This is a genomic window from Rhodocista pekingensis (assembly GCF_042665545.1).
Classification (GTDB): domain Bacteria; phylum Pseudomonadota; class Alphaproteobacteria; order Azospirillales; family Azospirillaceae; genus Rhodocista; species Rhodocista pekingensis.
The window spans coordinates 50,742-77,056 of record NZ_JBHTCM010000006.1 but is presented as its reverse complement, the minus strand read 5'-3'; the positions used below and the strand labels follow the sequence as shown (position 1 = coordinate 77,056).

Genomic DNA, 26,315 nt, shown 5'->3' with positions numbered 1-26,315 from the left:
CCGGCCCCCGCCGTGGGGCCGGGGCGGATGATCCCCCCGGCCGGTGCCGGGCGTCCAGCGCGTCCCCCGCATGGCCGGGACCGCCCGGAGACGGCCCTCCCGAAAGCGACGGAGCCGACCACCCAGGGGGCGGCCGGCTCCGGATCGGACGTGTCCAGGACCCGTGGACGGGCCGACAGACCGCGCTACTGGTTCATGCTGTCGAAGAAGTCGTTGTTCGTCTTCGCCTGCTTCAGCTTGTCGGTGAGGAATTCGACCGCGTCCTGGGTGCCCATGGGGTTCAGGATGCGGCGCAGGATCCACATCTTCGCCATGGCGCCCTTGTCCACCAGCAGCTCCTCCTTGCGGGTGCCGGACTTCTGGATGTCGATGGCCGGGAAGACGCGCTTGTCGGAGAGCTTGCGGTCCAGGATGATTTCGGAGTTACCGGTGCCCTTGAACTCCTCGAAGATCACCTCGTCCATGCGCGAGCCCGTGTCGATCAGGGCCGTGGCGATGATGGTCAGCGAGCCGCCCTCTTCGATATTGCGGGCGGCGCCGAAGAAGCGCTTCGGGCGTTGCAGGGCGTTGGCGTCCACGCCGCCGGTCAGCACCTTGCCGGAGGAGGGCACGACCGTGTTGTAGGCGCGGCCCAGGCGGGTGATCGAGTCGAGCAGGATGACCACGTCGCGCTTGTGTTCGACCAGGCGCTTGGCCTTTTCCAGCACCATCTCCGTCACCTGGACGTGGCGGGTGGCGGGTTCGTCGAAGGTGCTGCTGATGACCTCGCCGCGGACGCTGCGGGCCATGTCGGTCACTTCCTCCGGCCGCTCGTCGATGAGCAGCACGATCAGGTAGACCTCGGGATGGTTGGTGGCGATGGAATGGGCGATGTTCTGCAACATCACCGTCTTGCCGGTCCGCGGCGGCGCCACGATCAGGGCGCGCTGGCCCTTGCCCAGGGGAGCGACCAGGTCGATGACCCGGGTCGTCATGTCTTTCTTCGTCTTGCCGGAGCTGTCGACCTCGATCTCCAGCCGCAGCCGCTCGTCGGGGTAGAGGGGGGTCAGGTTGTCGAAGTTGATCCGGTGCCGGACCTTGTCCGGATGGTCGAAGTTGATCGAGTTGACCTTCAGCAGGGCGAAGTAGCGTTCACCCTCCTTCGGGGCCCGGATCTGGCCTTCCACCGTGTCGCCCGTGCGCAGGCCGAAGCGGCGCACCTGGGAGGGGGAGACGTAGATATCGTCCGGGCCGGGGAGGTAGTTCGCCTCCGGCGAGCGGAGGAAGCCGAAGCCGTCGGAGAGGACCTCCAGGACGCCCTCCCCGTAGATCGGGACGTCGTTCTCGGCGAGCTGCTTGAGAATGGCGAACATCATGTCCTGCTTACGCAGGGTGCCCGCATTCTCGATCTGGAGCTCTTCCGCGAATGCGAGGAGTTCGGCGGGCGTCTTGGCCTTCAGGTCCTGAAGATTCATGGTGTATCGATTGTGGGGATCGGTTGGCGGTGACCGGGAAGGGCGGTAGGCAGGCGCGACATGTCCGGTAGAGGTATCCGGCAGGGTGCCAGTGAAGCCGGGACCATCGATGCCGGGTGGAGCCGAACCGGCTGTCGGGAGTTCGGCCTGATGCGGTGGCCAGTCTCTTCTAGACCACTCTGACGCCGGCCCGGGGAGGGACGACGGAGAACGCGTTGAGTTCTCAGGGGAGTGGACTCGCAGGCAAGAATGATGGTTAGCCGATGCCCGGGATCAAGTCAAAGCAAAACAACCGCCACGCGGCCACTCTTCCGGGTAACGGTGTTACTCCCCGCCCTGGTCGTCGTCGTCGGTCTCCTGCCCGACCTTGAGCAGGCAGCCCGCGGGATCGAGGTAATAGACCTCGCGCATGCCCCAGGAGCGGTCGGCCGGCGGACCGCGGAAGGGTTCGACCCCCGCGGCCAGCGCCTCGGCGTGGAAGCCGTCCACATCGTCCACCTGGAGATAGATCGACGATGCCCGGCAGAGGGCCGGATCGTCGGTGCGCCAGAGATGCAGGAGCCAGCCCTCCCGGACCAGCAGCGCGAACCCGTCGCCGTAGCGCCCGTCCAGCTGGAAGCCCAGCCGTTCGTAGAAGGGCAGGGACAGGTCCAGGTCGGGACTCGGCAACTCGGCTCGCAGGGAGAGAATGCGGGCCATGCCGGCGGCCTCAGAACGGCTTCACGATCACGAGGATGACGATGACGATCAGCAGGATCGTCGGCACCTCGTTGAAGACGCGGAAGAACTTCTCCGACCGGGCGGAGCGGTTCTCCTCGAATTCGCGCCGGTACTTGCCCAGCATCATGTGCGCCGCCGTCATGCCCAGCACCAGCAGGATCTTGGTGTGCATCCAGCCCTGTCCCGACAGCAGGGACGGGTTCAGCGCAAGCATCGCCAGACCGAACGTCCAGGTCGCGATCAGGGCCGGATTCATTATGTATTTCAGGAGCTTGCGCTCCATCACCACGAACCGCTGATAGTCCGCGTCACCGGGCTTTGTCTGGGTGTGATAGACGAACAGCCGGGGCAGATAGAACATGCCCGCCATCCAGGCGACCATGGAAATCACATGGAAGGACTTGATCCAGAGATACAGCATGGATGGCAACTCCACGGGAACGCGGGCGCCTTTGTAACCGCTTCGGCGGGTGAGGGAAAGACGGCCCTTGGGCCGCGGCTCCCGCGGCTCAGCCTGCCGGGGCGCCTTGCGGGCAGCCGCGCGTCGTGCCTGGGCAGAAGCGGCCGCCGTTCTGCGAGCACATGGCGCAGCCGGCCCCCAGGGACTGGCGCACCAGCTCCGCCAGACCGCGGATGAAGTCGGGCTCCACCCCCACTGTCGGCACGGCGACGAAGTGGGGAACGCCGTGCTCCTCGGCCAGCTCGCGGTACTCGTGGCCGATCTCCACGATCGTCTCGGAATGCTCCGAGACGAAGGAGATCGGGACGACGACCAGCGGCACCCGGTCGCGCCCGGCGCGGAGGACCTCATCCTCGGTGGAAGGGCCGAGCCATTCCAGCGGGCCGACCCGGCTCTGGTAGCAGGTGACCCAGTCCAGACCCGGAATGTCCAGTGCCGCGATGACCGCCTCGGCCGTGCGGTCGCACTGCCAGGGGTAGGGGTCGCCGGCCTCCACGATCTTCATCGGCAGGCCGTGGGCGGAGAACAGGACCCGTGGCGTGCCGTGCGCCGCGGCCTCCGCCACCGCCCAGCGGATCAGCCGGGCGTTGGCCTGGATGAAGCCGGGCTCGGTCGGATAGCAGCAGATCGTCCGCGTCGGCTTGTCCAGCCCGGCGGCCTTGGCCGCCAGGTCCCAGACGCGCAGACTGGACGCCGTCGTGGTCGTTGACCACTGCGGATAGAGCGGCAGCAGCACCACCTCGTCCGGGTCCCAGTCCCGCACATCGCACGCCGTCTCGTCGCTCATCGGATGCCAGTAGCGCATGGCGATGAAGGCGCGCACCTCGCCCGCGTCCCAGAGCGCTTCTTCAAGCGCCCGGGCCTGGGCCTGGGTGTTCTCCAGAATGGGCGATTTTCCGCCCATCTTCTCGTAGATGCCCCGGGCGATCCGCGCCCGGCGCCCGGCGATGAAGTGCGCCAGCAGCATCCGGAACGGATTGGGCAGGCGCAGGATCGCCGGGTCCGAGAACAGGTTGAACAGGAACGGGTGGACCGAATCCAGCCGGTCCGGGCCGCCCAGATTGAACAGCACGATGGCGATCTTCCGGCGGGGTGCCGGGAAGGCAGCGGACTCTGTCACGCGGCTGATGTCCGGGAGGCTACGGGAAGGCTGGGCCGTGGCGATCAGCCGCGCAGAAGGCGCGTCAGCTCGGCCACATGCTCGGGCGGCGTCTCCTTCAGGATGCCGTGACCGAGGTTGAAGATGAAGGGCCTTCCGCTCATCGCCTCAAGCAGTTCAGTCACGCCGCGGCGCATTGCCGCACCGCCGGCCAGCAACAGCACCGGGTCCAGGTTGCCCTGGAGGGTGACGCCCTTGAGCGTCTGCGAGGCCCAGGCCGCCGGCACGCCCGGATCGAGCGAGACACCGTCCACCCCGGTCTCCCGCACATAGGCTTCCAGGTTCAGGCCGGCCTGACGCGGGAAACCGATGATCGGCACGCCCGGATGCCGCGCCCGCAGCGCGTCCACGATGGCGCGGGTCGGCTTGATCACCCACTGGTGGAAGCCGTCCACCGGCAGCGCCCCGGCCCAGCTGTCGAAGAGCTGCACCGCCTCCGCGCCCGCCTTGATCTGGGCGGAGATGTACTCGACCGTCGACCGCACCAGCAGGTCGATGAGCTGACCGAAGCCCTCGGGATCGCGGAACGCCCACTGCTTGACGTGCATGTACTCCTTCGAGCCCTGGCCTTCGACCATGTAGCAGGCGACCGTCCAGGGCGACCCCGCAAAGCCGATCAGCGCGGTCGAAGGGAAATCCTTGTCCAGGTTCTCCCGGATGCGCCGCACCGTCTCGTAGACCGGCTCGGCCCGGCGGTGCAGGCCGTCGAAGTCCAGCGCGCGCAGACCGTCCAGATCCCGGATCGCCGCCAGCCGGGGGCCTTCACCTTCCGCAAAGCCCACGGACTGCCCCAGCGCGTGCGGCACCAGGAGAATGTCCGAGAACAGGATCGCCGCGTCCATGCCGTAGCGGCGCAGCGGCTGCAACGTCACCTCGCAGCCCAGGGCCGGCTTCAGGCAGAGGTCGAGGAAGCCGCCGGCCTGCGCACGCACCTCACGGTATTCCGGCAGATAGCGGCCGGCCTGGCGCATCAGCCAGAAGGGCGGGCGGGGCTGGGTTTCACCGGCCAGGGCGCGGAGGAAGGGCTTCGTCGGGGCTGCGGTCATCGTCGCTGATCCAGGTTGTTCCAGGTCCCCCCTATACCTTGAATCCGGTATCAGAAGGAATGGGGGTGACAGTTGTGACTGTGGATAACGGGAATTCATGTTTCCCGCAAATCCATCCACAGGCTGCGGCAATCGTCATCCACGCCGAAAATGTCTGTGGACAGTTCGTCGGGTATCGCGCGGCAGGCCGCATCTGCGCTAGGTTCCGACCGCCTTGAGTCCTGGGGATAATGTCGCGGCGGGCGACCGGTCTTCCCGGTGTTGCGGAGAGGTGCGACGGTTTTCTCCCCCGGGGCGCATCCCTGCTGCCAAGTCGTAGCGGCCGCGTGGAGCGATTTCGGGCATGCTGTCGCAGGCCCCGGGTTATCCCCGCACCCGACGGGTTGTTCACCCTTTGATTCCGGTTTCCGTAACGGGAGCGGCGCTGCGCCAGATGAACACGGACACGACGACGAAGACCTTCCACCTGCACCTCGTCTCCGACGCCACGGGAGAGACGATCAATTCCGTGGCGCGGGCCTGCGTCAGCCAGTTCGACCGGGTGCAGCCGATCGAGCATTTCTGGAACCTGGTGCGGACGGAGCGGCAGCTCGACATGGCCATCGAGGGCATCCGGGATACGCCGGGCCTGGTCATGTTCACCCTGGTGAACGACCAGTTGCGCCGGCGCCTCCAGGACACCTGCCGCGACCTCCAGGTTCCCTGCATCCCCGTGCTGGACCCGCTGATCGCCGCGCTGGGCGCCTATCTGGGGCTGGAGAGCCAGAGCCAGCCCGGCCGCCAGCACGCGCTGGACGCGGAATATTTCGGCCGCATCGACGCCATGGACTTCGCCCTGGGCCATGACGACGGGCAGAGCGCCTGGGACCTGCACGAGGCCGACGTGATCCTGGTCGGGGTCAGCCGCACTTCGAAGACGCCGACCTGCATCTATCTGGCCAACCGCGGCATCAAGGCCGCCAACGTGCCCTTCGTTCCCGGCTGTCCGCTGCCGCCGGAACTGGACCAGCTCCGCCGGCCGCTGGTCGTCGGGCTGACCAAGGACGCCGAGCGGCTGGTGCAGATCCGGCGCAACCGGCTGCGCCTGTTGAACCAGGGCGAGGACACCAGCTACACCGATCCGGAGAAGGTCCGGGCGGAGCTGTCGGAGGCGCGGCGCCTCTACAGCCGCAAGGGCTGGCCGGTGATCGACGTGACCCGGCGGTCGATCGAGGAGACCGCGGCCGAGGTGATGATGATCCTGGCCCGCCGGCGCGCCGTCCCGGGCGAGACGGGTCCCGCCGGCGCGCCGGCCTGAGCGGGTCGGCAGGGGTGGAGACGGGAAGAACGATGGCCATGGTCGCTCTCTCGAACGGACCGGTCGTGCTGGCGTCCGGCAGCGCCACGCGGCGGCGCCTGCTGGAGTCGGCGGGGTTGGCGGTGATCGTCGATCCGCCGTCGGTGGACGAGGACGAGGTGAAACGGTCCTGCCGGGCCGGCGGCCTGCCGCCGCAGGCGGTGGCCGAGGCCCTGGCCGAGCTGAAGGCCGCCCGCGTGGCGGCCCGCCATCCGGACCGCCCCGTCATCGGCGCCGACCAGATGCTGGAATGCGACGGCGTCTGGTTCGACAAGCCGGCGGATGCTGCGGCGGCGCGGGCGCAGCTTCTGGCCCTGGCCGGGCGGCGCCACCGGCTGATCTCCTGTGCCGTGGTCTTCCAGGGCGGGCAGCGGGTCTGGCACACGGTGGACGAGGCGGTGCTGACCATGCGCCCGCTGGAGCCGGACTTTCTGGACCGCTACCTCGCGGTGGCCGGGCCGGCGGTGCTCTCCTCCGTCGGCGGCTACCAGCTCGAAGGACCGGGCGCGCAGCTCTTCACCGCCGTGACCGGCGACTTCTTCACTGTGCTGGGACTGCCGCTGCTGCCGCTGCTGGGCTTCCTGCGCACCCGCGGAGTGCTGCCGTCGTGATCCTGTCCGGCAAATCCAGGGTCGCGGGCGTCATGGGCTGGCCGGTCGGGCACAGCCGCAGCCCGCGCCTGCACGGTTTCTGGCTGCAACAGTACGGCATCGACGGCGCCTATGTGCCGCTGCCGGTGCCGCCCGACCGGATCGAGCCGGCCATCCGCGCCCTGCCGGCGCTGGGGCTGGCCGGCTGCAACGTCACCGTCCCGCACAAGGAGGCGGCGTTCCGGCTGGTGGACCTGCTGGACCCGGCGGCGAAGCGGATCGGCGCGGTCAACACCATCGTCGTCCGCCCCGACGGCAGCCTGGAGGGGCGCAACACCGACGCCTTCGGCTTCCGGGAGAATCTGCGCGACGGCGCCCCCGGCTGGGACCCGGCGGCCGGGCCGGCCGTGGTGGTCGGCGCCGGCGGCGCGGCCCGCGCCGTGGCGGTGGCGCTGCTGGACAGCGGCGTGCCGGAGCTGCGTCTGGTCAACCGCACCCGCGCCCGGGCGGAGGAGCTCGCGGCCGACCTCGGCCCCGGCGTGCCGGTCCGGGTGATCCCGTGGGAATGGCGCGCCTCGGCCCTGGCCGACGCCGGGCTGCTGGTGAACACGACGACCCAGGGCATGGCCGGGCAGCCCGCGCTGGACCTGCCGCTGGCGGGCCTGCCGCCGGCCGCCGTGGTGACGGACATCGTCTATACCCCGCTGCTGACGCCGCTGCTGAAGCAGGCGAAGGAGCGCGGCAACCCGGTGGTGGACGGGCTGGGCATGCTGCTGCACCAGGCGCGGCCGGGCTTCCAGGCCTGGTTCGGGCTGGCGCCGAAGGTGACGCCGGAGCTGCGCCGCTTCGTGCTGGAGGGGCTGTGAGCCGCTCTCCCGCCGGCTGGCCGGCGCTGCTGCGCTCCCGGGCCGGGGGGCGGCGATGATCGTGCTGGGGCTGACCGGCTCCATCGGCATGGGCAAGTCCACCGCGGCGGCGATGCTGCGCCGGCTGGGCTGCCCGGTGCATGACAGCGACGCCGCGGTCCACCGGCTCTATGCCCGCGGCGGGGCCGCGGTGCCGGTGGTGGCGGCCCTGTTTCCCGACGCGGTGCGGAACGGCGCCGTGGACCGCGCCGCCCTGTCGGCCCAGGTCGTCGGCCGGCCCGAGGCGCTGCGCCGGCTGGAGGCGGCGGTGCATCCGCTGGTGCGGGCCGATGCCGACCGCTTCCTGCGCCGCGCCGCCCGCCGGCGGGTGAAGGTGGCGGTGCTGGACATCCCGCTGCTGTTCGAGAGCCGCGGCGAGGACCGGGTGGACCGGATTGCCGTCGTCTCCGCCCCGCCATCCGTGCAGCGCGCCCGCGTGCTGGCCCGGCCGGGCATGGGTCCGGCGAAGCTGGCCGCCATCCTGGCGCTTCAGATGCCCGACCGGGAGAAGCGCCGCCGGGCCGATTTCGTGGTGCCCACCGGCCTGGGAAGACGCCATACCTTGATCGCGCTGACCCGGATCGTCAAAATGTTGGGGATGGAGCGGGGCCGGATCTGGCCGCCGCGGGGCTACCGGCCGCTGTTCCCGCCCAGGGGGACGCGGCCGCCCAGGACACCGGGACGGACCTGATGCGCGAGATCGTGCTGGATACGGAAACCACCGGCATCGACGCCCTGAACGGCGACCGGGTGGTGGAGATCGGCTGCGTCGAGCTGATGAACCACGTCGCCACCGGCCGCACCTATCACCAGTACATCAACCCCGAACGCGACATGCCGATCGAGGCGTTCAACGTCCACGGCCTGTCCACCGAGTTCCTGTCCGGCCAGCCGATCTTTTCGGAGATCGTCGGACCGTTCCTGGACTTCATCCAGGACAGCCCGCTGGTCATCCACAACGCCACGTTCGACGTGGGCTTCCTGAACGCGGAGCTGACCCGGCTGGGCATGCGGACCCTGCCCGCGGCCCGTGCCATCGACACCGTGGTGCTGGCCCGGCGCCGCTTCCCCGGCGCGCCCGCCAGCCTGGACGCGCTCTGCCGCCGGTTCGAGATCGACAATTCCGCCCGCAGCTACCATGGCGCGCTGCTGGACGCCCAGCTTCTGGCGGAGGTCTATCTGGAGCTGCTGGGCGGCCGCCAGCCCGACCTGGTGCTGGCGCCCACCGGCGCCCAGGCCGCGGCCTCCTTCCGCACCGAGCGCCCCCGCCGCGAGCCGCGGCCGCACGCCCCCCTGCCGGAGGAGCTGGAGGCGCACGAGGCCTTCCTGAAGGGCTTCAAGACCCCGCCCCTGTGGCAGACACGGTCGTCGTAGCGGCATGTCGGCTCTCGCCCGTCGGGCTCGCGGCGACCTACGGGATACGTAGGCTGCCCGCGGAGCGACGGCACCGTCAGGGCAGCAGGACGGTGGAACCGGTGGTGCGGCGGGCCTCCAGGGCGCGATGGGCTTCCGCCGCGTCGCGCAGGGGGAAGGTCTGGCGCACCTCCACCTTCACCGTGCCGTCCTTGACCACGGCGAACAGGTCGGCGGCCGTCTCCTCCAGTTCCGCGCGGGTGGCGATGTACTGGAACAGCGTCGGCCGGGTCAGGAACAGGCCGCCCTTGGCCGCCAGCAGGCCGGTGTCGAGCGGCGCCAGCTTGCCCGAAGACTGGCCGAAGCTGACCAGCATGCCCAGCCGGCGCAGGCAGTCCATGCTCTTGAGGAAGGTGTCGGCGCCGACGCTGTCATAGACCACGTCCACTCCCCGGCCGCCGGTGATCTCCTTCACCCGGGCGACGAAATCCTCCCGCGTGTAGTTGATCGCGTGGTGGCAGCCGTGCGCCCGCGCGAGCGCCGCCTTCTCCTCCGATCCGACCGTGCCGATCACGGTGGCGCCGAGCGCGCTGGCCCACTGGCAGACGATCAGCCCGACCCCGCCGGCGGCGGCATGGATCAGGATGCTGTCGCCCGGCTTCACCCGGTAGGTCCGGCGCAGCAGGTACTGCGCCGTCATGCCCTGGAGCAGCATGGCGGCGGCGGTGCGGTCGTCCAGCCAGTCCGGCAGGGCGACCAGCCCCTGGGCCGGGATCAGCCGCGCCTCGGCATAGGCGCCGATCGGGCCGGAGCAGTAGCCGACGCGGTCGCCGGGCGCGAAGCCGGTCACCCCCTCGCCCACCGCCTCGACCACGCCGGCGGCTTCCATCCCCGGCACGAAGGGCAGCGGCTGCGGGTAGAGGCCGCTGCGGTGATAGATGTCGATGAAGTTCAGCCCCACGGCCGTGTGGCGCAGGCGCACCTCGCCGGGACCGGGGTCGCCCACGGCGACCTTTTCCCAGCGCAGCACGTCGGGACCGCCCGTCTCGTGGATGCGGATCGCGTGAACCATGGTCCGCCGTCCTTCGGCTATGGCTGCGGCGCCCCGATGGCGCCGCCCGCCATCAGAACAGATGTTCCCTGAAGAAGGCCAGCGTCCGTTCCTCCGCCGCCTGCGCGGCGTCGGGGTCCCAGTGCTGGCCCTCGGTCCGGGCGAAGGCGTGCTGCTGGTCGGGATAGTCGTAGATGGCGACCAGACTGTTGCCGCCCAGGGTGTCCTTGATCTGGGCCTGCGCCTCGGGCGGGACGAAGCTGTCCTTGCCGGCGATGTGCATCAGCAGCGGCCGGGTGATGGCGGCGCATTCGTCCAGATGGCGGTCGATGCCCACACCGTAATAGGCGACCGTGGCGTCGCTGTCCGACCGCGTCGCCATCAGATAGGCCAGCTTGCCGCCCAGGCAGAAGCCGACCGCGCCGACCTTGCCGGTCACGCCCGGATGGTCGCGCAGAAGCTCCATCGCGGCGATCAGATCGTCCACCCCCTTCACCTCGTTGAAGCCCTGATAGAGCTTGAACGCCTTCTGCCATTCCGCCTCGGTCCGGTCGGTGAGCTGGACGCCCGGCTCCTGCCGCCAGAACAGGTCGGGACAGAGGGCGAAATAGCCCTGCCCGGCCAGGAAGTCGCAGTAGTCCCGGATCTGTTCGTTCACACCGAAGATCTCCTGGATCACCACGATGCCCGGGCCCTGGCCCGACGGCGGTTCGGCCAGATAGCCGGTGAAGCTGCCCCCGTCGGTCGCCTGGATCGTGACGTCGCTCATGCGTGCCCCCCTTGCTCGGTTCGGTCTGGGATCGGTTCGGTCCGGGATCGGGTCCGGCCGTGCGGGCCGGGACGAAAAGCCGCGGGAATGCTATATGCGGGTCCCCGCCTTGTCACGGTGCGGGCGGCGGGGTAACCCGATCTTCACGCAGAAGTGCTGCCAGGGCCGCCGGGTCCGTCACCGGCAGCGAACAGGCCATGGCGCGGCAGACATAGGCGGCCGCCCTGCCCCCGACCATGCCCTTGCCCGCCGCCGGATGGCCGTCCGGCAGGTCCGCCCCCGGCGCGACCGGGGTCAGCACCAGGGTCGGCAGGCCCGCGTCGTGGACCGCCCGCAGCAGCGCGCTCGTGTCCGCCGCCGCCGGATCGCCGGCCACCACCACCTGCACCGCCCGGTGCAGCAGCTCGACATTGTTGAGGAAGGTCGCCAGCGGGAAGAAGTTGCGCCCCGGCTCGCCGCCGAAGGCGGTGACCAGGGCGTCGGCGCGGCGGCGCCAGCCCGCCTCCCCCGTGATCAGCCAGAGCCGCGCCAGCACCCCCAGCATGGTGCCGTTGCCCGAGGGCACGGCGTTGTCCTGAGCGTTGCGCGGCCGCACGATCAGGTCCGTGGCGTCGGCCGCGGTCAGGAAGTAGCCGCCGGACTCCGTGTCCCAGAACTGCGCGTCCGCCACGGCGGCCCAGCGCCGGGCCTGCTCCACGCAGGTGCTGTCGCCGGTCGCCTCGAACAGGGCCAAAGCGGCGCGCGCCATGGCGGCCTGATCGTCCAGCGTGCCGCGGTGGCGCAGCCGCCCCGCCCGCCAGGAGTGCCAGAGGCGGCCGTCCGCGTCCTGCATGGACCCGCACACGAAGTCGTAGGCGCGGCGGGCGGCGGCGATCCAGGCCGGTTCGTCGAACACGGCCCCGGCGCGCGCCAGCGCCGCGATCATCAGCCCGTTCCAGTCGGCCAGCACCTTGTCGTCCCAGCCGGGGCGGATGCGGGCTTCGCGCGCCTGGAACAGCACGGCCCGCATCGCCGCCAGCGCCGCTTCCTCCTCCGGGGTGCCGGGTTCCGGATGGTGCAGGCGGTTCAGGATGCAGGTGCCTTCCCAGTTGCCCCGCTCGGTCACGTCGTAGATGCGGGCGAAGGCCGCGGCGCGGTCGCCCAGCCGCCGCTCCACCTCCGCCCGGGTCCAGACGTAGAAGCGGCCCTCCTCCCCCTCGCTGTCGGCGTCCAGGGTGGCGGCGAAGCCGCCGCCGGCGGGATCGTCCGGGCCGGAGACCATCTCCCGCAGCACCCAGCCGACCGTCTCCCGCACCCGCGCCTCGAACAGCGGGTCGCGCGTCTCCTGCCAGACGGTGGTCAGCAGGTCGATGAGCTGGGCGTTGTCGTAGAGCATCTTCTCGAAGTGCGGCACCAGCCATTCCTGGTCGGTGGAATAGCGGGCATAGCCGCCGCCGAGATGGTCGTAGATGCCGCCCTGGCTCATCCGCGTCAGGGTGGTGACGACGGCCGCGCGGCAATCCTCCCGGCCGGTGCGCTTCCAGGCCCGCCAGAGCAGCTCGAAGATGCCGGTCTGCGGGAACTTCGGGGCAGAGCCGATGCCGCCATGGACGGGATCGACCTCCTGCACCAGCCGCGCCGCCACCTCGTCCAGCAGGTCGATGTCCACCCCGGCCCCCGGCCGGTTCTGCGCCAGCCGGTGCAGCGCGTCCTTCAGCGCGGCGGTGTTGCGCCCCACCTTGTCCGGCTCCTGCCGGTAGGTGGTGCTGACGCCCAGCAGCACGTCGGCGAAGCCGGGGCGGCCCCAGCGGCGTTCCGGCGGGAAATAGGTGCCGCCCCAGAAGGGCTCCCCCTCGGGCGTCAGGAACATGGTCAGCGGCCAGCCGCCCTGCTGGCCCAGCAGCGCCAGGGCCGACTGGTAGATCTGGTCCACGTCCGGCCGCTCCTCCCGGTCCACCTTCACGTTGACGAACAGGTCGTTCATCATCATGGCGATGGTCGGGTCCTCGAAGCTCTCATGGGCCATGACATGGCACCAGTGGCAGGCGGCATAGCCCACCGACAGCAGCACGGGCTTGCCCTCCGCCCAGGCGCGGGCGAAGGCCTCCGGCCCCCAGGGCATCCAGTGGACCGGGTTGTCCTTGTGCTGCAACAGATAGGGGCTCGTCTCCTGCCCCAGCAGGTTCGCGGGGTCCGCCATGTCTCTTGTCCCTCTGTTCGGCATCCGTCTTGCCGGACCGGTCGCCGTTTCCCGGCGCTGCCTTTGCCTCCAGGATAGCGTCGTGTAGACTGGCGTGCGCCGGAAAAATGGCCCTGATTCAATTGCGGTTTTCGCCCCCGCCCGATCCCCGGCCGGCCCGCCGCGGACGCCGGATGGACAGCGGGACAAGAGACGGAAGACCGGGGGCGGTCCGCCGGAACGGAGGGGAACAGCGCATGAAGATTTCCGTCGACATCGACTGCACCCCCGAGGAGGCCCGCGCCTTCCTGGGTCTGCCGGACGTGAAGCCCATGCAGGACGCCCTGATGCAACAGCTTCAGGAGCGGATCAGCGCCAACATCGCGGCCATGGACCCGGAGGTCATGCTGAAGACCTGGCTTCCGGTCGGGCTCCAGAACCTGGAGCAGATGCAGAAATTCATGTGGAACCAGATGGCCTCCGCCATGGGCGGAAGCGGCAAGGATCAGAAGAAGTGAACGACCAGGATACCCAGGACCCGGCCCCCTACTACCGGGCCCATGTCTTCTGCTGCACCAACGAGAGGCCGGAGGGCCACCCGCGCGGGAGCTGCAAGCGCCGCGGGGCCGAACCGCTGCGCGACTACATGAAGAAGCGGGCGACCGCGCTGGGCCTGCGCGGCATCCGGGTCAACGCCGCAGGCTGCCTGGACCGCTGCGAGCTGGGGCCGGTCATGGTGATCTATCCGGAGGGGGTCTGGTACGGCTTCTCTTCGGAAGCCGACATCGACGAGATCCTGGAGACGCATCTGGTCCGCGGCGGCCGGGTCGAGCGGCTGATGCTGCGTCCGGAGGACCGGAAGCCGGAGGATGTGGCCGCCCGGCTGGCGGCGGCGGAATAGGACGGGCGGGACCGCAACGGCTGTGGGTGTCCGTGCCACCAGGGCGGACCCCGTGTTTCACGTGAAACATCGACGATGACGACGGATACCATCTTCGCCCCCGCCACGGCCCCCGGTCGCGGCGGGGTACAGGTCGTGCGCCTGTCCGGGCCGCTGGCCGGTCCGGCCCTGGTCCGGCTGTCGGACCGGCTGCCGCCGCCGCGGCAGGCGACGCTCGCCGCCTTGCGCGATCCCGCTGGCGGGGAGGTCTTCGACCGCGCCCTGCTGCTCTGGTTCCCCGCCCCCGCCAGCTTCACCGGGGAGGATGTGGCGGAGCTGCACCTGCATGGCGGCCGCGCGGTGCTGGCCGCCGCCACGGAGGCGCTGACGGCGCTCGGCCTGCGGGTGGCGGAGCCGGGCGAGTTCAGCCGCCGCGCCTTCGAGCACGGCAAGCTGGACCTGACGGAGGCGGAAGCCATCGCCGATCTGGTGGCGGCGGAGACGGCGGCCCAGCGCCGCCAGGCCCTGCGCCAGATGGACGGCGCCCTGGGCCGGCTCTACGAGGACTGGCGGCACCGGCTGCTGCGGGCGCTGGCGCACCTGGAGGCGGAGATCGACTTCCCCGAGGAGGACCTGCCCGGCGGGCTGACGGACTCCGTGCGGCCGGTGGTGCGGGACCTGCTGGCGGAGATCGCGGCGCATCTGGCCGACGGGCACCGCGGCGAGCGGCTGCGCGACGGCATCGCCATCGCCATCCTGGGCGCGCCCAACGCCGGCAAGTCCAGCCTGCTGAACGCCATCGCCCGGCGCGACGTCGCCATCGTCAGCGCCCAGGCCGGCACCACCCGCGATGTGATCGAGGTGGCGCTCGATCTCGGCGGCTATCCCGTCACCCTGGCGGACACCGCCGGCCTGCGCGAAACCCTGGACGCGGTGGAGAGCGAGGGCATCCGCCGCGCCCTGGACCGGGCGGCGCGGGCCGACCTGACGCTCCTGGTGTTCGACGCCACCCTGCCCCCCGATCCGGCGACGCTGGCCCTGGCCGGGGAGGATGCGCTGGTCGTGCTGAACAAGGCCGATCTGGCCGGGGCGCTTCCGGCGGAGCTGGCGGGCCGGCCGGCGCTGGGCGTTTCCGCCGCCACGGGCCAGGGGCTGGCCGCGCTGCTGGCGACCCTGACCGCGGCGGTGGAGGCGCGCTACGCCCCCGCCGCCGCCCCCTCCCTCACCCGCGCCCGGCACCGGGCGGCGCTGGAGGCGTGCGGCGCCTCCCTCGCCCGCGCGCTGGAGGCGCCGCTGCCCGAGCTGGCGGCGGAGGATGTCCGCCTTGCTGCCCGCGCGCTGGGCCGCATCACCGGCCGGGTGGATGTGGAGGACCTGCTGGACGTGATCTTCCGCGACTTCTGCATCGGCAAGTGAGCCCCGCCGCGGGAGCGGCTGGACTCCGCCCCGCCCCGCCCATACATTCCGCGCCATGCGAAGCTTCGACGTGATCGTGGTGGGCGGCGGCCATGCGGGCTGCGAGGCCGCGGCGGCGGCCGCGCGGATGGGCGCGCGCACGGCGCTGCTGACCCACCGCATCGAAACCATCGGCGAGATGTCCTGCAACCCGGCCATCGGCGGTCTGGGCAAGGGCCATCTCGTGCGCGAGATCGACGCCCTGGACGGGCTGATGGCCCGCGTCATCGACCAGGGCGGCATCCAGTTCCGCGTGCTGAACCGCTCCAAGGGCCCGGCCGTCCGCGGCCCGCGGGCGCAGGCCGACCGCCGGCTCTACCGCGAGGCGATGCAGGCGGCCCTGCGTGCCCAGCCGGGCCTGGAGCTGGTCGCTGCGGCGGTGGAGGACCTGCTGCTGGACGCCGCGGGCACCTGTTGCGGCGTGCGGACGGCGGACGGTGAGGAGATCCGCGCCGGGGCCGTGGTGCTGACCACCGGCACCTTCCTGCGCGGCCTGATCCATATCGGGGAGCGCCGGATTCCCGCCGGCCGTGTCGGTGAGGCGCCGGCGCTCGGCCTGTCCGCCACGCTGGCGCGGCTGGGCTTCCCGCTCGGCCGGCTGAAGACCGGCACCCCGGCACGGCTGGACGGCCGCAGCATCGACTGGGCCGGGCTGGAGAGCCAGCCGGGCGACGACCCGCCCCCGCCCTTCTCCACGCTGACGGAGCGGATCACGACGCCGCAGGTCGCCTGCGCCATCACCTGGACGACGCCGGCGGTGCATGCGCTGATCCGGACCAATCTGCACCGGGCGCCGATCTATTCCGGCCAGATCGAATCCACCGGCCCGCGCTACTGCCCCAGCATCGAGGACAAGGTCGTCCGCTTCGCCGACAAGGAGCGGCACCAGATCTTCCTGGAGCCGGAGGGGCTGGACGACGACACGGTCTATCCCAACGGCATCTCCACCAGCCTGCCCGAGGAGGTGCAGCGCGAGATGCTGGCCGCCATCCCGGGGCTGGAGCGGGCCGTGATGCTGCGTCCCGGCTATGCCATCGAATACGACTTCGTGGACCCGCGGGAGCTTGCCGCCACGCTGGAGACGAAGCGGCTGCCGCGCCTCTTCCTGGCCGGCCAGATCAACGGCACCACCGGCTATGAGGAGGCGGCGGCCCAGGGCCTGATGGCCGGGGTCAACGCCGCCCTCGCCGTGGCGGGCGGGGACCCCTTCGTGCTGGACCGGGCCGAGGGCTATATCGGCGTGCTGATCGACGATCTGATCACCCGCGGCACGACCGAGCCCTACCGCATGTTCACCAGCCGCGCCGAATACCGGCTGCTGCTGCGCGCCGACAATGCCGACCAGCGGCTGACCCCGCGCGGCCTGTCGGTCGGCGTCGTCGGCAGCCGGCGGGCGGAGGCGTTCCAGCGGAAGGCGGACGCGCTGGCCGCGGCGCGGGCGCTGGCGACATCGCTGGCCGCCACGCCGAACGAGCTGGCCCGCCACGGCATCCCTGTGAACCGCGACGGCGTGCGCCGCACGGTGCTGGACCTCCTGCGCTATCCGGAGGTGGACATCGCCCGCCTTGCCGCCGTCTGGCCGGAGCTGGCGGCCCTGCCGGCGGAGATCGCCGAGCAGGTGGAGATCGACGGCAAGTATGCGGGCTATCTGGAGCGGCAGGAGGCCGACATCCGCGCCTTCCGCAAGGATGAGGCGCTGGGGCTGCCCGCCGATCTGGACCCGGACGCCATCGCCTCCCTGTCCGCCGAGATCCGGCAGAAGCTGCGGCAGGTACGTCCCGCCACCCTGGGGGCCGCCGCCCGCATCCCCGGCATGACCCCCGCCGCCCTGACCGCCCTCCTGCGCCACGTCAAGCGCCGCCCCGCGGCAGCCTGATCGCGGGCGCCCCACCGACCGACGGACCCGATGAGCAATACCCGTTTCAAGGCCACCGATTTCCAGGCCGCCTTCGGTGTTTCACGTGAAACACTGGACCGCCTCGCCGCCTATGAGGCGCTGCTGCGCAAGTGGAACCCGGCCATCAATCTGGTCGCCCGCTCGACCCTGGACGATGTCTGGGAGCGGCATTTCGCGGATTCCGCCCAGCTCTTCGCGCTGCTGCCGGAGGGTACGCGGGTGCTGGTCGATCTCGGCTCCGGGGCGGGCTTCCCAGGCCTTGTCCTGGCGATCCTGGGCGTGCCGGAGGTGCATCTGATCGAGTCCGACGGGCGCAAGGCCGCCTTCCTGCGGGAGGTGGCGCGGGTCACCGGGGCGCCCGCCACGGTCCATGCGCAGCGGGCGGAACAGGCCGACGCCCCGCCGGCTGATGCGGTGTCCGCCCGCGCGCTGGCCGATCTCTCCGCCCTGCTGCCGCTGGCGGTCCGATTCTTAAGGCCGGGCGGCGTCTGCCTGTTTCCCAAGGGCCGCACCGCCGCCGACGAATTGACCCGCGCCCGGGATTCCTGGACAATGCGGGTCGAGGAATTCCCGAGCCGGACCGACCCGTCCGGCGCCCTGCTCCGCTTGAGCGAGATCGCCCCCCGGGGCATGCAGATAGGCTGATCCCCGTGCCAGACGGAACCACTTCCGCAGCCCAGGCCAGGCCGACCCCGCGGGTCATCGCGTTGGCCAACCAGAAGGGCGGCGTGGGCAAGACCACGACCACCATCAATCTCGGCACCGCGCTGGCCGCCATCGGCAAGCGCGTGCTGATCATCGACAACGACCCCCAGGGCAACGCCTCCACCGGGCTGGGCATCAGCCAGAGCGACCGGGGCATCGGCATCTACGACCTGCTGTTCGGCGACAGCCGGCTGGAGGAGGTGACGGTGCCCACGGACGTGCCGAACCTCTCCCTCGTCACCGCCTCGGTCGAACTGTCCGGGGCGGAGGTCGAGCTGGTGAACGTGGAGCGGCGCGAGTACCGGCTGAAGGATGCGCTGGCCCGCTCCCAGGGTGGCTACGACTATGTCCTGATCGACTGCCCCCCTGCCCTGGGCCTGCTGACGCTGAACGCGCTGGCCGCGGCGGATGCCGTGCTGGTGCCCTTGCAGTGCGAGTTCTACGCGCTGGAGGGGCTGTCGCATCTGGTCCGCACCATCGAACGGGTGAAGCGCGCCTTCAACCCGGCGCTGGACATCCAGGGCGTGGTGCTGACCATGTTCGACCGCCGCAACAACCTGTCCGACATGGTCGCTGCGGATGTGCGCGGCTTCTTCGGGGACAAGGTGTTCGAGACGGTGATCCCCCGCAACGTGCGGGTCTCCGAAGCCCCCAGCCATGGCAAGCCGGTGCTGCTCTACGATTACCGTTCGGCGGGCGCGCAGGCCTACATCCATCTGGCCGGGGAAGTTCTGAAGCGTGAGCGGAAGCGGCAGTTGGCCTATGGATGACGTGCGCAAGGAAGAACCCCGCAAGCGGCCCGGCGGCCTTGGTCGCGGCCTGTCCGCCCTGTTCGGGGATGCCGCCCCGGCGGAAGGCGAGCCGGCCGACCGCGTCCGCCTGACCCGGCTGGTGCCGATCGACCAGCTCCATCCCGGCCGCTACCAGCCCCGCCGCCGCTTCGACGACGAGGAGATGCGCGCGCTGGTGGACAGCGTGCGCGAGCGCGGCGTGTTGCAGCCCCTGCTCGTCCGCAAGGACGAGGATTCGCCGCCCGGCGCGCCCAGCTTCGAGATCATCGCCGGCGAGCGGCGCTGGCGGGCCGCCCAGCTTGCCGGGCTGCATGAGGTGCCGGTGCTGGTCCGGACCCTGTCGGACCGCGAGGCGCTGGAAATCGCGCTGATCGAGAACATCCAGCGCCAGGACCTGACCCCGCTGGAGGAGGCCGAGGGCTTCCGCCGGCTGATGGACGAGTTCTCCCACACGCAGGAGGACCTTGCCCGCGCCGTCGGCAAGAGCCGCAGCCATGTCGCCAACATGCTGCGCCTGCTGGCCCTGCCGGACGAGGTGAAGCAGCTCGTGCAGGAGGGGCAGCTCAGCATGGGCCATGCCCGCGCCCTGCTGACGGCGCACGACCCCGCCGCCCTGGCGCAGGAGGTGGTGAAGCGCGGCCTCAACGTGCGCCAGACCGAACAGCTCGTGAAGGACGCCGCGGCCGGGCGGCAGGCGAAGCTGCCGGCCGTGAAGCCGCCCGACACCGTGGCGCTGGAGCGCGAGGTTTCGACCGCGCTGGGGCTCAAGGTCGTCGTCGCCGGGCGCGGGCCCAAGGGCGTGTTGCAGATCCACTACAAGACGCTCGACCAGTTGGACGGGGTGCTGACCCGTATCCTGGGACGGCGCTGAACCGACGACACCAGGGAGGGACCCCATGGCCGACGAGATGACGGCGGAGAAGGCCGGCGCTTTCTTCCACACCTATTCGGAGGCCTTCGCCGCCTACGACCTGGACCGGGTGATGGACCACCACGACCATCCCCTGACGGTGGTCACGGCGGCCGGCCCGCGGGTCTTCCCCGAGCGGGAGCAGGCGCGCGCCTTCCTGGGCGCCCAGATGGAGGCGTACCGGCACCTGGGCATGGCCTGGCCGGTGCCGGCCGCGGCCATTACCGTGGCCTACAACCACGATCTGGTGCGGGCGGAGGTGCGCTGGATCCTGCGCTCGCGCGACGGCGAGGGCATCTCCGGCTGGACGACGATCTATCTGCTGCGCCGGTCGGAGACGGGCTGGAAGCTCGCCATCGTCGTTAGCCCGGAGGAGCCGCAGGCCCTCGCCGCCCTCGGCACGCCCGGCCCCACCTCCCCCGCCACATGAGGCAGCCGGCCCGGCTGCGGGGTCACCCGGCCCGGCGGCGGGCCCGCATGCGGTGGCCGGGCTTCAGGTTGAAGCCGAAGCCCACGTCGAAGCCGTGCCGGTCGAACAGCCGGCGCAGGGCCTCGCGGGTGAACCAGCGCAGATGCTCCGGCGGCTTCACCTCCGGCCAGCGGGTGAAGTCGCGCGGCACCCGCCAGTGGCCGCCGTCCGGCGTGGTCAGGAACAGCACCGCCCCCGGGGCCGCCAGCCGCGCCAGCGCCGCGGCGAAGGCGTCGGGATCGCGCACATGCTCGATCACCTCGGTGCAGTAGAGGATGTCGAACGGCCCCTTCCCCGCCGCGGCGAAGGCCTCCGCCTCGGCGATGTGGAAGGTTGCGTTCTCCACCCGCACGCGGGCGCGGGCCACGGCGTCGGGGTCGATCTCGATGCCGGTCGCCTGCAATTCCAGGTCGCGTGCGGCCTCCACGGCAAATCCCAGGTTGCAGCCGATGTCCAGGAAGCGATTGCCCGGCGCCGCCGCCTTCAGCCCGGCGATGCGGCGCCGCGCGCGGCGCAGCTTGCTGGCCGCCTTCGTGGAATAGGACCGGCTGGCATAGTAGGCCGTGTAGAAGCCGGCCAGCGCGTCCGCCGACGGGATGCGCTCGACGCTCACCAGACCACAGCGCCCGCAGCGGCAGAGGCCGCCGAAGTCCAGCGCCGGGTCGGCGGCGACCAGGGCCGCCATGTCGCGGCGCTGGTCCGGGGCGGTGCGGGCCGTGGCGGCCCAGTCCTCGTGGCTGGCCACCGGGGTCCAGGTCTCGGCCCCGCAGGCCGGGCAGGCAGGCATGCTCACATCCCCTCCGCAATGTTCCCCGGCCGTTCCCGGGCGGCCGTCAGTTCCCCCACCGTGCGGCACAGCAGGTCGATGTCCTGCGGCCGCGACAGCCGGTGGTCCCCGTCCTTCACCAGCACGACGCGCACGTCGTCGCTTTCCAGGTCGCCGGCCAGATCCAGGCTGAAGCGCCAGGGCACGTCGGCGTCCCGTTGGCCGTGCAGCAGCCGCACCGGGCAGCGGACCGGGATCGGCCGGCCCAGTAGCAGATGCCGCCGCCCCTCGTCCAGCAGCGCCCGCGTGATGCGGTAGCCGGCCGGGTCGTAGGCGCTGGGCTGCACGAAGAAGCCGTCCCGCTCCAGCGCCGCCGTCTGCTCCGGCGACAGGCGCTGGCGGATCAGCCGCTCGGTGAAGTCCGCCGCCGGGGCGACGCAGACCAGCCCCGCGACCCGGTCCGGCCGGGCGAGGGCGACAAGATGCGCGATCCAGCCGCCCATGCTGGAGCCGACCAGCACCTGCGGCCCCTCCGTCGCCCGGTCCAGCACGGCCAGCGCGTCCTCCAGCCAGGTGCCGACGGTGCCGTCCTCCCAGCGGCCGGAGGACCGGCCGTGGCCCTGGTAGTCGAAGCAGACGCAGCCGAGCCCTTGCCGTTCCGCCCAGGCCTCCAGCGCCACCGCCTTGGTCCCGGTCATGTCCGAACGGAAGCCGCCCAGGAAGATCACGCCCGGCCCGCCCGGGCGCCGGGGCAGGGTCCGTCGATAAGCTATGGTGGCGGTGCCCCGGGTCAGGCTATGTATCGGCGCACCCATGCCGTCCCCTGTCGATGCTACGCCCATGACCGTCCCGGCCGAGCTGCCCGGCACCCTAGCGGCCACCGATCCCGACGACAACCCGGCCCCGTCGGCCGCCCCCGCGGGGGACGATCCCGACCTGCCGGGTCCTGACGCATCCGACGGAGAGGACGATGCCGGCTTCCCCGGCGCCGCCCAGGCCGGTCCGGAGGCGGCGGAGGCCGTGGCCTCCTGGTTCGGCGGCGGGCGGCCGGTGGTGCTCCAGGTCATCCCCACCCTGGTCACGGGCGGGGCGGAGCGCGGCTGCATCGACATGGCCGCCGCGATCCAGCGGGCCGGCGGCCGTGCCCTGGTCGTCTCCGCCGGCGGGCCGATGGCGCGCGAGCTGGAACGCTACGGCGCCCGCCACATCACCCTGCCGGTGGACAGCAAGAACCCCGTCACCATCTACCGCAACGCGGCGCGGCTGGCGGCGCTGATCCGGGCGGAAGGGGTGGACATCGTGCATGCCCGCTCGCGCGCCCCGGCCTGGAGCGCGCTCTGGGCGGCGCGGCGCTGCGGCGTGCCCTTCGTCACCACCTTCCATGCCCCCTACAATTTCAAGGGCCGCCTGAAGCAGCGCTACAATTCGGTGATGGCTCGGGGCGACCGGGTGATCGCCGTCAGCGGCTTCGTCGCCGGGCATGTCGCCGACTGCTACGGCGTCGGGCCGGACCGGCTGCGGCTGATCCATCGCGGCGTGGATGTCGCCACCCTCGTCCCGGCCAAGGTGACCCAGGCGCGCATGGCCGTGCTGGCGCGCGACTGGCGCCTGCCCGACGACCACCGCGTCGTGCTGCTGCCGGGCCGGCTGACCCGCTGGAAGGGCCAGCTCGTGCTGATCGAGGCGATGGCGAAGCTGGGGCGCAGCGACGTGCGCGCCGTGCTGGTGGGCGGCGACCAGGGCCGCACCGACTACCGCCAGGAGCTGGAGGCCCGCATCCGCGCCCTGGGTCTGGACAGCCAGGTCACCATCGCCGGCCACTGCGCCGACATGGCGGCCGCCTACATGCTGTCCGACGTGGTGGTCAGCGCCTCGGTCGAGCCGGAGGCGTTCGGCCGGGTCATCGTGGAGGCGCAGGCCATGGGCCGGCCGGTGATCGTCTCCGACCTCGGCGCGGTGAAGGAGACGCTGGTGAACGGGCAGACCGGCCTTGTCGTGCCGCCCGGCGATGCCGAGGCGCTGGCCGGCGCCATCGCGTCGGTGCTGGACCTGACCCCGCTGGAGCGCCGGGCCGTGGGGCTGGAGGCGATGCGCTACGTGCGCGAACGCTTCACCCGCGACGGCATGTGCCTCGCCACGCTCGCCGTCTATGCCGAACTGCTGGCGGAGCGGGCGGCCGGGGGCCGGCCCGCCGCGCTGCCGTGAGCCCGCCGGCCGCGGCGGCGACGGAGACCGCGGCCGGGGCCGCGGCTGGGGCCGGGGACACGGCCCGGCGCGTGCTGGTCATCCGGCTGGGCGCGCTGGGTGACCTGATCCAGTGCTTCGATGCCTTCCATGCCGTGCGCGCCCGCCATCCGGGGGCGGAGGTCGCGCTGCTGACCAAGCCCGCCTTCGCCGGCTTCGGCCGGACCATGCCCTGGTTCGACCGGGTCTGGGAGGACGGGCGCAGCCGCAGCCCGGCGCATTACTGGCACATCCGCGCGCTGCTGCGCGGGGCGCGGCTGGACGTCGTCTACGACCTCCAGGCCAAGCCGCGCACCCGGCTCTACCGCCGGCTGCTCTGGCCCGGTCCGGCGCCGCGCTGGCCGGTGGCCGATCCCGCGGCGCTTGCGGGCCGGCACAACCGCGACCGCTATCTGGCCGTGCTTGCCGCGGGCGGGGTGGCGGATGCGGGGGCGGCCGATCTGTCCTGGCTGGCGGCCCCCGTGGACGGGGTGGCGCCGGCCGGCCCCTTCGTGCTGCTGGTGCCCGGCTGCTCCCCCCATCTGCCGCACAAGCGCTGGCCGCCGGCGCACTATGCGGCGCTGGGCCGGTCGCTGCTGGAGGCCGGCACCGTGCCGGTGCTGGTCGGCACCGCCGCCGACCGCGATGCCGCCGACCGCATCCTGGCCGACTGTCCGGGGGCGCTGGATCTTGTCGGCCGCACCAGCCTCGCCCAGCTCGGCAGCCTCGCCCGGCGGGCGGCGGCCACGGTCGGCAACGACACCGGGCCGGTGTTCCTGACGGCGGCGGCGGGCTGCCCCACCCTGATGCTCATGTCCCACCACACCGATCCCGTCCGCTCCGCCCCCTGGGGGCCGCGCACGGCCTGGCTGAAGCGCGACGACCTGTCGGCGCTGCCGGTGGCGGAGGTGGCGGCGGCGCTGGCCGGCCTCGCCGGGGTCTGAACCGGCCGGCGTCCGGGGATGTGTCGCACGCAACCCTTCCCCGCGTCACGGGAATCGCCCATCTCCCGGTCTTGACATCGGGCGGAACGGCTCACCAAAGTCCCACCTCCCGAAAAGGGTTCCTTCAACTACCAAGGTCCGGTGAGTGCCATGACGATGGCGGAAGCCTCTGCGCAGGATATGGTCTCCATCACGCTGCCCGACGGCGGCGTGCGAACCTTTCCGCGCGGCACTACCGGGGGCCAGATCGCCAGCGCCATCGCCAAGAGCCTGGGCAAGGCGGCGCTGGCGGTGAAGATCGACGGCAAGGAGCGCGACCTCGCGCTCCCCGTCGAGCAGGACTGCCGGCTGGAGATCCTGACGCGCGAGAGCCCGGAGGCGCTGGAGCTGATCCGGCACGACGCTGCCCACATCATGGCGGAGGCGGTGCAGGCCCTCTATCCCGGCACCCAGGTGACGATCGGCCCGGCCATCGCCACCGGCTTCTACTACGATTTCGCCCGGTCCGAGCCCTTCACGCCCGACGATCTGGTGAAGATCGAGGCGAAGATGCACGAGATCGTCAACGCCGACGCCCCCTTCACGCGGGAGGTCTGGAAGCGCGACGAGGCGATCGAGCACTTCACGTCGATCGGCGAGAAGTACAAGGCCCAGATCATCGAGGACCTGCCCGCGACGGAGACGATCACGATCTACCGCCAGGGCCAGTGGTACGACCTCTGCCGCGGCCCGCACCTGCCCAGCACCGGCAAGGTGGGTCACGCCTTCAAGCTGATGAAGGTGGCCGGCGCCTACTGGCGCGGCGACTCCCGCAACGAGATGCTCCAGCGCATCTACGGCACGGCGTGGCGCACCGAGAAGGAGCTGGCCGACCACCTGCACCAGATCGAGGAAGCGGAGAAGCGCGACCACCGCAAGCTGGGCCGCGAGATGGACCTGTTCCATGTGCAGGAGGAGGCCGTCGGCTCCGTCTTCTGGCATCCCAAGGGCTGGGCGCTCTACCGGACGCTGGAGAACTACATCCGCACCAAGCTGGACGCCGCCGGCTATGTGGAGGTGCGCACGCCCCAGCTCTATGACAGCAGCCTGTTCAAGGCGTCCGGCCACTGGGACATGTATGGCGACAACATGTTCAAGATCCGGGAATCCGTGGCCGAGGACGGCACCGAGAAGTTCCTCGGCGTGAAGCCGATGAACTGCCCGGCCCATGTGCAGATTTTCCGTCAGGGGCTGAAGAGCTACCGCGACCTGCCGCTGCGCATGGCCGAGTTCGGCAACTGCCACCGCAATGAACCGTCGGGCGCCCTGCACGGCATCCTGCGGGTGCGCAACTTCACCCAGGACGACGCCCATATCTTCTGCACCGAGGATCAGGTGGGGCAGGAGGCGAAGGAATATTTCGCGCTCCAGCTCGGCGTCTACAAGGATCTGGGCTTCGACAGGATCGCGGTGAAGCTGGCGCTGCGCCCCGATGTGCGTCTGGGCACGGACGAGACCTGGGACAAGGCGGAAGAAAGCCTGCGCGTGGCCCTGCGTGCCAATGATCTGGAATTCGAGGAACTGCCGGGCGAGGGCGCCTTCTACGGGCCGAAGGTGGAATTCCACCTGACCGACGCCATCGGCCGGTCCTGGCAGTGCGGCACCCTGCAACTGGATTTCCAGCTTCCCGAACGGCTGGACGCCAGCTACATCGGGCAGGACGGCGCCCGGCACCGTCCGGTCATGCTGCACCGGGCCATCCTGGGCAGCCTGGAACGGTTTATCGGCATGATGATCGAGCACTATGCCGGCAAGTTCCCGCTCTGGCTGGCCCCGGTGCAGGTGGTGGTCGCCACCATCGTGTCGGAGGCCGACGCCTATGCGCAGACCGTGGCCGAGACGCTTCGCCGCGCCGGGCTGCGGGTCGAGGCCGACGTGCGCAACGAGAAGATCAACCTGAAGGTCCGGGAACACAGCCTGGCCAAGGTTCCGGTCATGCTCGTGGTCGGCGCGCGCGAGGCCGAACAGGGCACCGTGGCGGTGCGACGCCTTGGCGGCAAGGATCAGGAAGTCCTTGCCCTGGGCGATGCCGTTGCTAGACTCAAGGATGAGGCCCGCAGTCCCGCGGGTGCCGAAGCCGTTTCGCCCGCGTTCTGACCTTGCGGTCCGGCCGCGGGGCCCGGCGGAACCCCTTCGGGAGTTCCGTCGGAGCGACGACACAGGTAGAGTGACAACCAGTCAGAGTACCAACCAGGGCGTTCCGCTGAACCGGCCGGGTCCTTCCGGACCCCGCGG

26 protein-coding genes are annotated in these 26,315 nt (G+C 71.2%); 16 read left to right on the top strand and 10 right to left on the bottom strand.

The features are described 5' to 3' along the window. Positions 1–185 precede the first annotated feature (185 nt). The 5 genes from rho to hemE all read right to left on the bottom strand — a co-directional run bounded on the left by rho (position 186) and on the right by hemE (position 4,839). Positions 186–1,454, bottom strand: coding sequence for a transcription termination factor Rho (gene rho / locus ACFQPS_RS05260; protein WP_377357049.1), 1,269 nt, complete (start codon positions 1,452–1,454; stop codon positions 186–188). 324 nt (positions 1,455–1,778) lie between these two features. Next, entirely contained in the window at positions 1,779–2,153 is a 375-nt protein-coding gene (locus ACFQPS_RS05255) for a bleomycin resistance protein (RefSeq protein WP_377357047.1), read from the bottom strand. A 10-nt stretch (positions 2,154–2,163) separates the two neighbouring features. Next, positions 2,164–2,595, bottom strand: coding sequence for a protoporphyrinogen oxidase HemJ (gene hemJ, locus ACFQPS_RS05250; protein ID WP_377357045.1), 432 nt, complete (start codon positions 2,593–2,595; stop codon positions 2,164–2,166). 88 nt (positions 2,596–2,683) lie between these two features. Continuing rightward, on the bottom strand, positions 2,684–3,754 hold the full coding sequence (hemH, locus tag ACFQPS_RS05245; protein ID WP_377357044.1) for a ferrochelatase: 1,071 nt from the start codon (positions 3,752–3,754) through the stop codon (positions 2,684–2,686). Between the two features lie 44 nt (positions 3,755–3,798). Then, a complete protein-coding gene (gene hemE / locus ACFQPS_RS05240; RefSeq protein ID WP_377357042.1) occupies positions 3,799–4,839 on the bottom strand; it encodes a uroporphyrinogen decarboxylase in 1,041 nt (346 codons plus the stop codon). Between the two features lie 433 nt (positions 4,840–5,272). On the opposite strand from hemE, the gene ACFQPS_RS05235 reads away from it, so the two are divergent. From ACFQPS_RS05235 to dnaQ, 5 genes are read left to right on the top strand one after another with little or no spacing between them, the layout of a single operon-like run. Then, a complete protein-coding gene (locus tag ACFQPS_RS05235; protein WP_377357040.1) occupies positions 5,273–6,136 on the top strand; it encodes a pyruvate, water dikinase regulatory protein in 864 nt (287 codons plus the stop codon). 32 nt (positions 6,137–6,168) lie between these two features. Then, positions 6,169–6,786, top strand: coding sequence for a Maf family protein (locus ACFQPS_RS05230; protein ID WP_377357038.1), 618 nt, complete (start codon positions 6,169–6,171; stop codon positions 6,784–6,786). Beyond that, the gene (locus tag ACFQPS_RS05225) at positions 6,783–7,631 is read left to right on the top strand and encodes a shikimate dehydrogenase (protein WP_377357036.1); all 849 of its coding nucleotides are present in this window, start codon (positions 6,783–6,785) and stop codon (positions 7,629–7,631) included. The genes ACFQPS_RS05230 and ACFQPS_RS05225 overlap by 4 nt, the downstream gene beginning before the upstream one ends. 55 nt (positions 7,632–7,686) lie before the next feature. Beyond that, on the top strand, positions 7,687–8,361 hold the full coding sequence (gene coaE / locus ACFQPS_RS05220) for a dephospho-CoA kinase (RefSeq protein ID WP_377357034.1): 675 nt from the start codon (positions 7,687–7,689) through the stop codon (positions 8,359–8,361). After that, a complete protein-coding gene (gene dnaQ / locus ACFQPS_RS05215; RefSeq protein WP_377357032.1) occupies positions 8,361–9,044 on the top strand; it encodes a DNA polymerase III subunit epsilon in 684 nt (227 codons plus the stop codon). The genes coaE and dnaQ overlap by 1 nt, the downstream gene beginning before the upstream one ends. A 76-nt stretch (positions 9,045–9,120) precedes the next feature. Here dnaQ and ACFQPS_RS05210 read toward each other — a convergent pair whose 3' ends face one another. The 3 genes from ACFQPS_RS05210 to ACFQPS_RS05200 all read right to left on the bottom strand — a co-directional run bounded on the left by ACFQPS_RS05210 (position 9,121) and on the right by ACFQPS_RS05200 (position 13,022). Next, positions 9,121–10,095 (bottom strand): quinone oxidoreductase family protein, encoded by a 975-nt coding sequence (locus tag ACFQPS_RS05210; protein WP_377357030.1) that lies wholly within the window; start codon positions 10,093–10,095, stop codon positions 9,121–9,123. 52 nt (positions 10,096–10,147) lie between these two features. Beyond that, a complete protein-coding gene (locus ACFQPS_RS05205; RefSeq protein ID WP_377357028.1) occupies positions 10,148–10,843 on the bottom strand; it encodes a dienelactone hydrolase family protein in 696 nt (231 codons plus the stop codon). A gap of 112 nt (positions 10,844–10,955) precedes the next feature. Next, complete coding sequence (locus ACFQPS_RS05200) at positions 10,956–13,022, bottom strand: thioredoxin domain-containing protein (protein ID WP_377357026.1); 2,067 nt, start codon at positions 13,020–13,022, stop codon at positions 10,956–10,958. 236 nt (positions 13,023–13,258) lie between these two features. Between ACFQPS_RS05200 and ACFQPS_RS05195 the strand changes: the two genes are divergently transcribed. The 8 genes from ACFQPS_RS05195 (at position 13,259) to ACFQPS_RS05160 (ending at position 20,069) form a co-directional block, all read left to right on the top strand. Further along, complete coding sequence (locus tag ACFQPS_RS05195; RefSeq protein ID WP_377357025.1) at positions 13,259–13,519, top strand: DUF6489 family protein; 261 nt, start codon at positions 13,259–13,261, stop codon at positions 13,517–13,519. Next, positions 13,516–13,902: a (2Fe-2S) ferredoxin domain-containing protein gene (locus ACFQPS_RS05190; protein ID WP_377357023.1), complete on the top strand. Its 387-nt coding sequence runs from the start codon at positions 13,516–13,518 to the stop codon at positions 13,900–13,902. Before ACFQPS_RS05195 ends, ACFQPS_RS05190 begins: the two co-directional genes overlap by 4 nt. 75 nt (positions 13,903–13,977) lie before the next feature. Next, entirely contained in the window at positions 13,978–15,297 is a 1,320-nt protein-coding gene (gene mnmE / locus ACFQPS_RS05185; protein WP_377357021.1) for a tRNA uridine-5-carboxymethylaminomethyl(34) synthesis GTPase MnmE, read from the top strand. 55 nt (positions 15,298–15,352) lie between these two features. Continuing rightward, positions 15,353–17,212, top strand: a complete 1,860-nt coding sequence (mnmG, locus tag ACFQPS_RS05180; RefSeq protein ID WP_377357019.1) for a tRNA uridine-5-carboxymethylaminomethyl(34) synthesis enzyme MnmG — start codon at positions 15,353–15,355, stop codon at positions 17,210–17,212. A 30-nt stretch (positions 17,213–17,242) separates the two neighbouring features. Beyond that, positions 17,243–17,878 (top strand): 16S rRNA (guanine(527)-N(7))-methyltransferase RsmG, encoded by a 636-nt coding sequence (rsmG, locus tag ACFQPS_RS05175; protein ID WP_377357018.1) that lies wholly within the window; start codon positions 17,243–17,245, stop codon positions 17,876–17,878. Between the two features lie 5 nt (positions 17,879–17,883). Further along, a complete protein-coding gene (locus tag ACFQPS_RS05170; RefSeq protein ID WP_377357016.1) occupies positions 17,884–18,708 on the top strand; it encodes a ParA family protein in 825 nt (274 codons plus the stop codon). Continuing rightward, positions 18,701–19,600 carry a ParB/RepB/Spo0J family partition protein gene (locus ACFQPS_RS05165; protein ID WP_377357015.1) on the top strand — a complete coding sequence of 300 codons (900 nt, stop codon included), beginning with the start codon at positions 18,701–18,703 and terminating at the stop codon, positions 19,598–19,600. Before ACFQPS_RS05170 ends, ACFQPS_RS05165 begins: the two co-directional genes overlap by 8 nt. Positions 19,601–19,625: 25 nt before the next feature. Beyond that, positions 19,626–20,069, top strand: a complete 444-nt coding sequence (locus ACFQPS_RS05160; RefSeq protein ID WP_377357013.1) for a DUF6841 family protein — start codon at positions 19,626–19,628, stop codon at positions 20,067–20,069. A gap of 22 nt (positions 20,070–20,091) precedes the next feature. On the opposite strand, the gene ACFQPS_RS05155 is transcribed toward ACFQPS_RS05160, so the two are convergent. Further along, a complete protein-coding gene (locus ACFQPS_RS05155) occupies positions 20,092–20,895 on the bottom strand; it encodes a class I SAM-dependent methyltransferase (protein WP_377357011.1) in 804 nt (267 codons plus the stop codon). Positions 20,896–20,897: 2 nt separating this feature from the next. After that, positions 20,898–21,602, bottom strand: coding sequence for an alpha/beta hydrolase (locus tag ACFQPS_RS05150; protein ID WP_417715170.1), 705 nt, complete (start codon positions 21,600–21,602; stop codon positions 20,898–20,900). 112 nt (positions 21,603–21,714) lie between these two features. On the opposite strand from ACFQPS_RS05150, the gene ACFQPS_RS05145 reads away from it, so the two are divergent. The 3 genes from ACFQPS_RS05145 (at position 21,715) to thrS (ending at position 26,177) form a co-directional block, all read left to right on the top strand. Next, positions 21,715–23,079: a glycosyltransferase family 4 protein gene (locus ACFQPS_RS05145; protein WP_417715169.1), complete on the top strand. Its 1,365-nt coding sequence runs from the start codon at positions 21,715–21,717 to the stop codon at positions 23,077–23,079. Continuing rightward, complete coding sequence (locus ACFQPS_RS05140) at positions 23,076–24,041, top strand: glycosyltransferase family 9 protein (RefSeq protein WP_377357008.1); 966 nt, start codon at positions 23,076–23,078, stop codon at positions 24,039–24,041. The genes ACFQPS_RS05145 and ACFQPS_RS05140 overlap by 4 nt, the downstream gene beginning before the upstream one ends. Positions 24,042–24,221: 180 nt before the next feature. Next, entirely contained in the window at positions 24,222–26,177 is a 1,956-nt protein-coding gene (gene thrS, locus ACFQPS_RS05135) for a threonine--tRNA ligase (RefSeq protein WP_377357341.1), read from the top strand. Positions 26,178–26,315 lie beyond the last annotated feature (138 nt).

Bases quoted from the DNA above. Each gene is read 5' to 3' on its own strand.
- rho (WP_377357049.1), bottom strand. From the start codon at position 1,454: ATGAATCTTCAGGACCTGAAGGCCAAGACGCCCGCCGAACTCCTCGCA.
- ACFQPS_RS05255 (WP_377357047.1), bottom strand. From the start codon at position 2,153: ATGGCCCGCATTCTCTCCCTGCGAGCCGAGTTGCCGAGTCCCGACCTG.
- hemJ (WP_377357045.1), bottom strand. From the start codon at position 2,595: ATGCTGTATCTCTGGATCAAGTCCTTCCATGTGATTTCCATGGTCGCC.
- hemE (WP_377357042.1), bottom strand. From the start codon at position 4,839: ATGACCGCAGCCCCGACGAAGCCCTTCCTCCGCGCCCTGGCCGGTGAA.
- ACFQPS_RS05235 (WP_377357040.1), top strand. From the start codon at position 5,273: ATGAACACGGACACGACGACGAAGACCTTCCACCTGCACCTCGTCTCC.
- ACFQPS_RS05230 (WP_377357038.1), top strand. From the start codon at position 6,169: ATGGCCATGGTCGCTCTCTCGAACGGACCGGTCGTGCTGGCGTCCGGC.
- coaE (WP_377357034.1), top strand. From the start codon at position 7,687: ATGATCGTGCTGGGGCTGACCGGCTCCATCGGCATGGGCAAGTCCACC.
- dnaQ (WP_377357032.1), top strand. From the start codon at position 8,361: ATGCGCGAGATCGTGCTGGATACGGAAACCACCGGCATCGACGCCCTG.
- ACFQPS_RS05210 (WP_377357030.1), bottom strand. From the start codon at position 10,095: ATGGTTCACGCGATCCGCATCCACGAGACGGGCGGTCCCGACGTGCTG.
- ACFQPS_RS05205 (WP_377357028.1), bottom strand. From the start codon at position 10,843: ATGAGCGACGTCACGATCCAGGCGACCGACGGGGGCAGCTTCACCGGC.
- ACFQPS_RS05200 (WP_377357026.1), bottom strand. From the start codon at position 13,022: ATGGCGGACCCCGCGAACCTGCTGGGGCAGGAGACGAGCCCCTATCTG.
- ACFQPS_RS05195 (WP_377357025.1), top strand. From the start codon at position 13,259: ATGAAGATTTCCGTCGACATCGACTGCACCCCCGAGGAGGCCCGCGCC.
- mnmE (WP_377357021.1), top strand. From the start codon at position 13,978: ATGACGACGGATACCATCTTCGCCCCCGCCACGGCCCCCGGTCGCGGC.
- mnmG (WP_377357019.1), top strand. From the start codon at position 15,353: ATGCGAAGCTTCGACGTGATCGTGGTGGGCGGCGGCCATGCGGGCTGC.
- rsmG (WP_377357018.1), top strand. From the start codon at position 17,243: ATGAGCAATACCCGTTTCAAGGCCACCGATTTCCAGGCCGCCTTCGGT.
- ACFQPS_RS05165 (WP_377357015.1), top strand. From the start codon at position 18,701: ATGGATGACGTGCGCAAGGAAGAACCCCGCAAGCGGCCCGGCGGCCTT.
- ACFQPS_RS05160 (WP_377357013.1), top strand. From the start codon at position 19,626: ATGGCCGACGAGATGACGGCGGAGAAGGCCGGCGCTTTCTTCCACACC.
- ACFQPS_RS05155 (WP_377357011.1), bottom strand. From the start codon at position 20,895: ATGCCTGCCTGCCCGGCCTGCGGGGCCGAGACCTGGACCCCGGTGGCC.
- ACFQPS_RS05145 (WP_417715169.1), top strand. From the start codon at position 21,715: ATGACCGTCCCGGCCGAGCTGCCCGGCACCCTAGCGGCCACCGATCCC.
- thrS (WP_377357341.1), top strand. From the start codon at position 24,222: ATGGTCTCCATCACGCTGCCCGACGGCGGCGTGCGAACCTTTCCGCGC.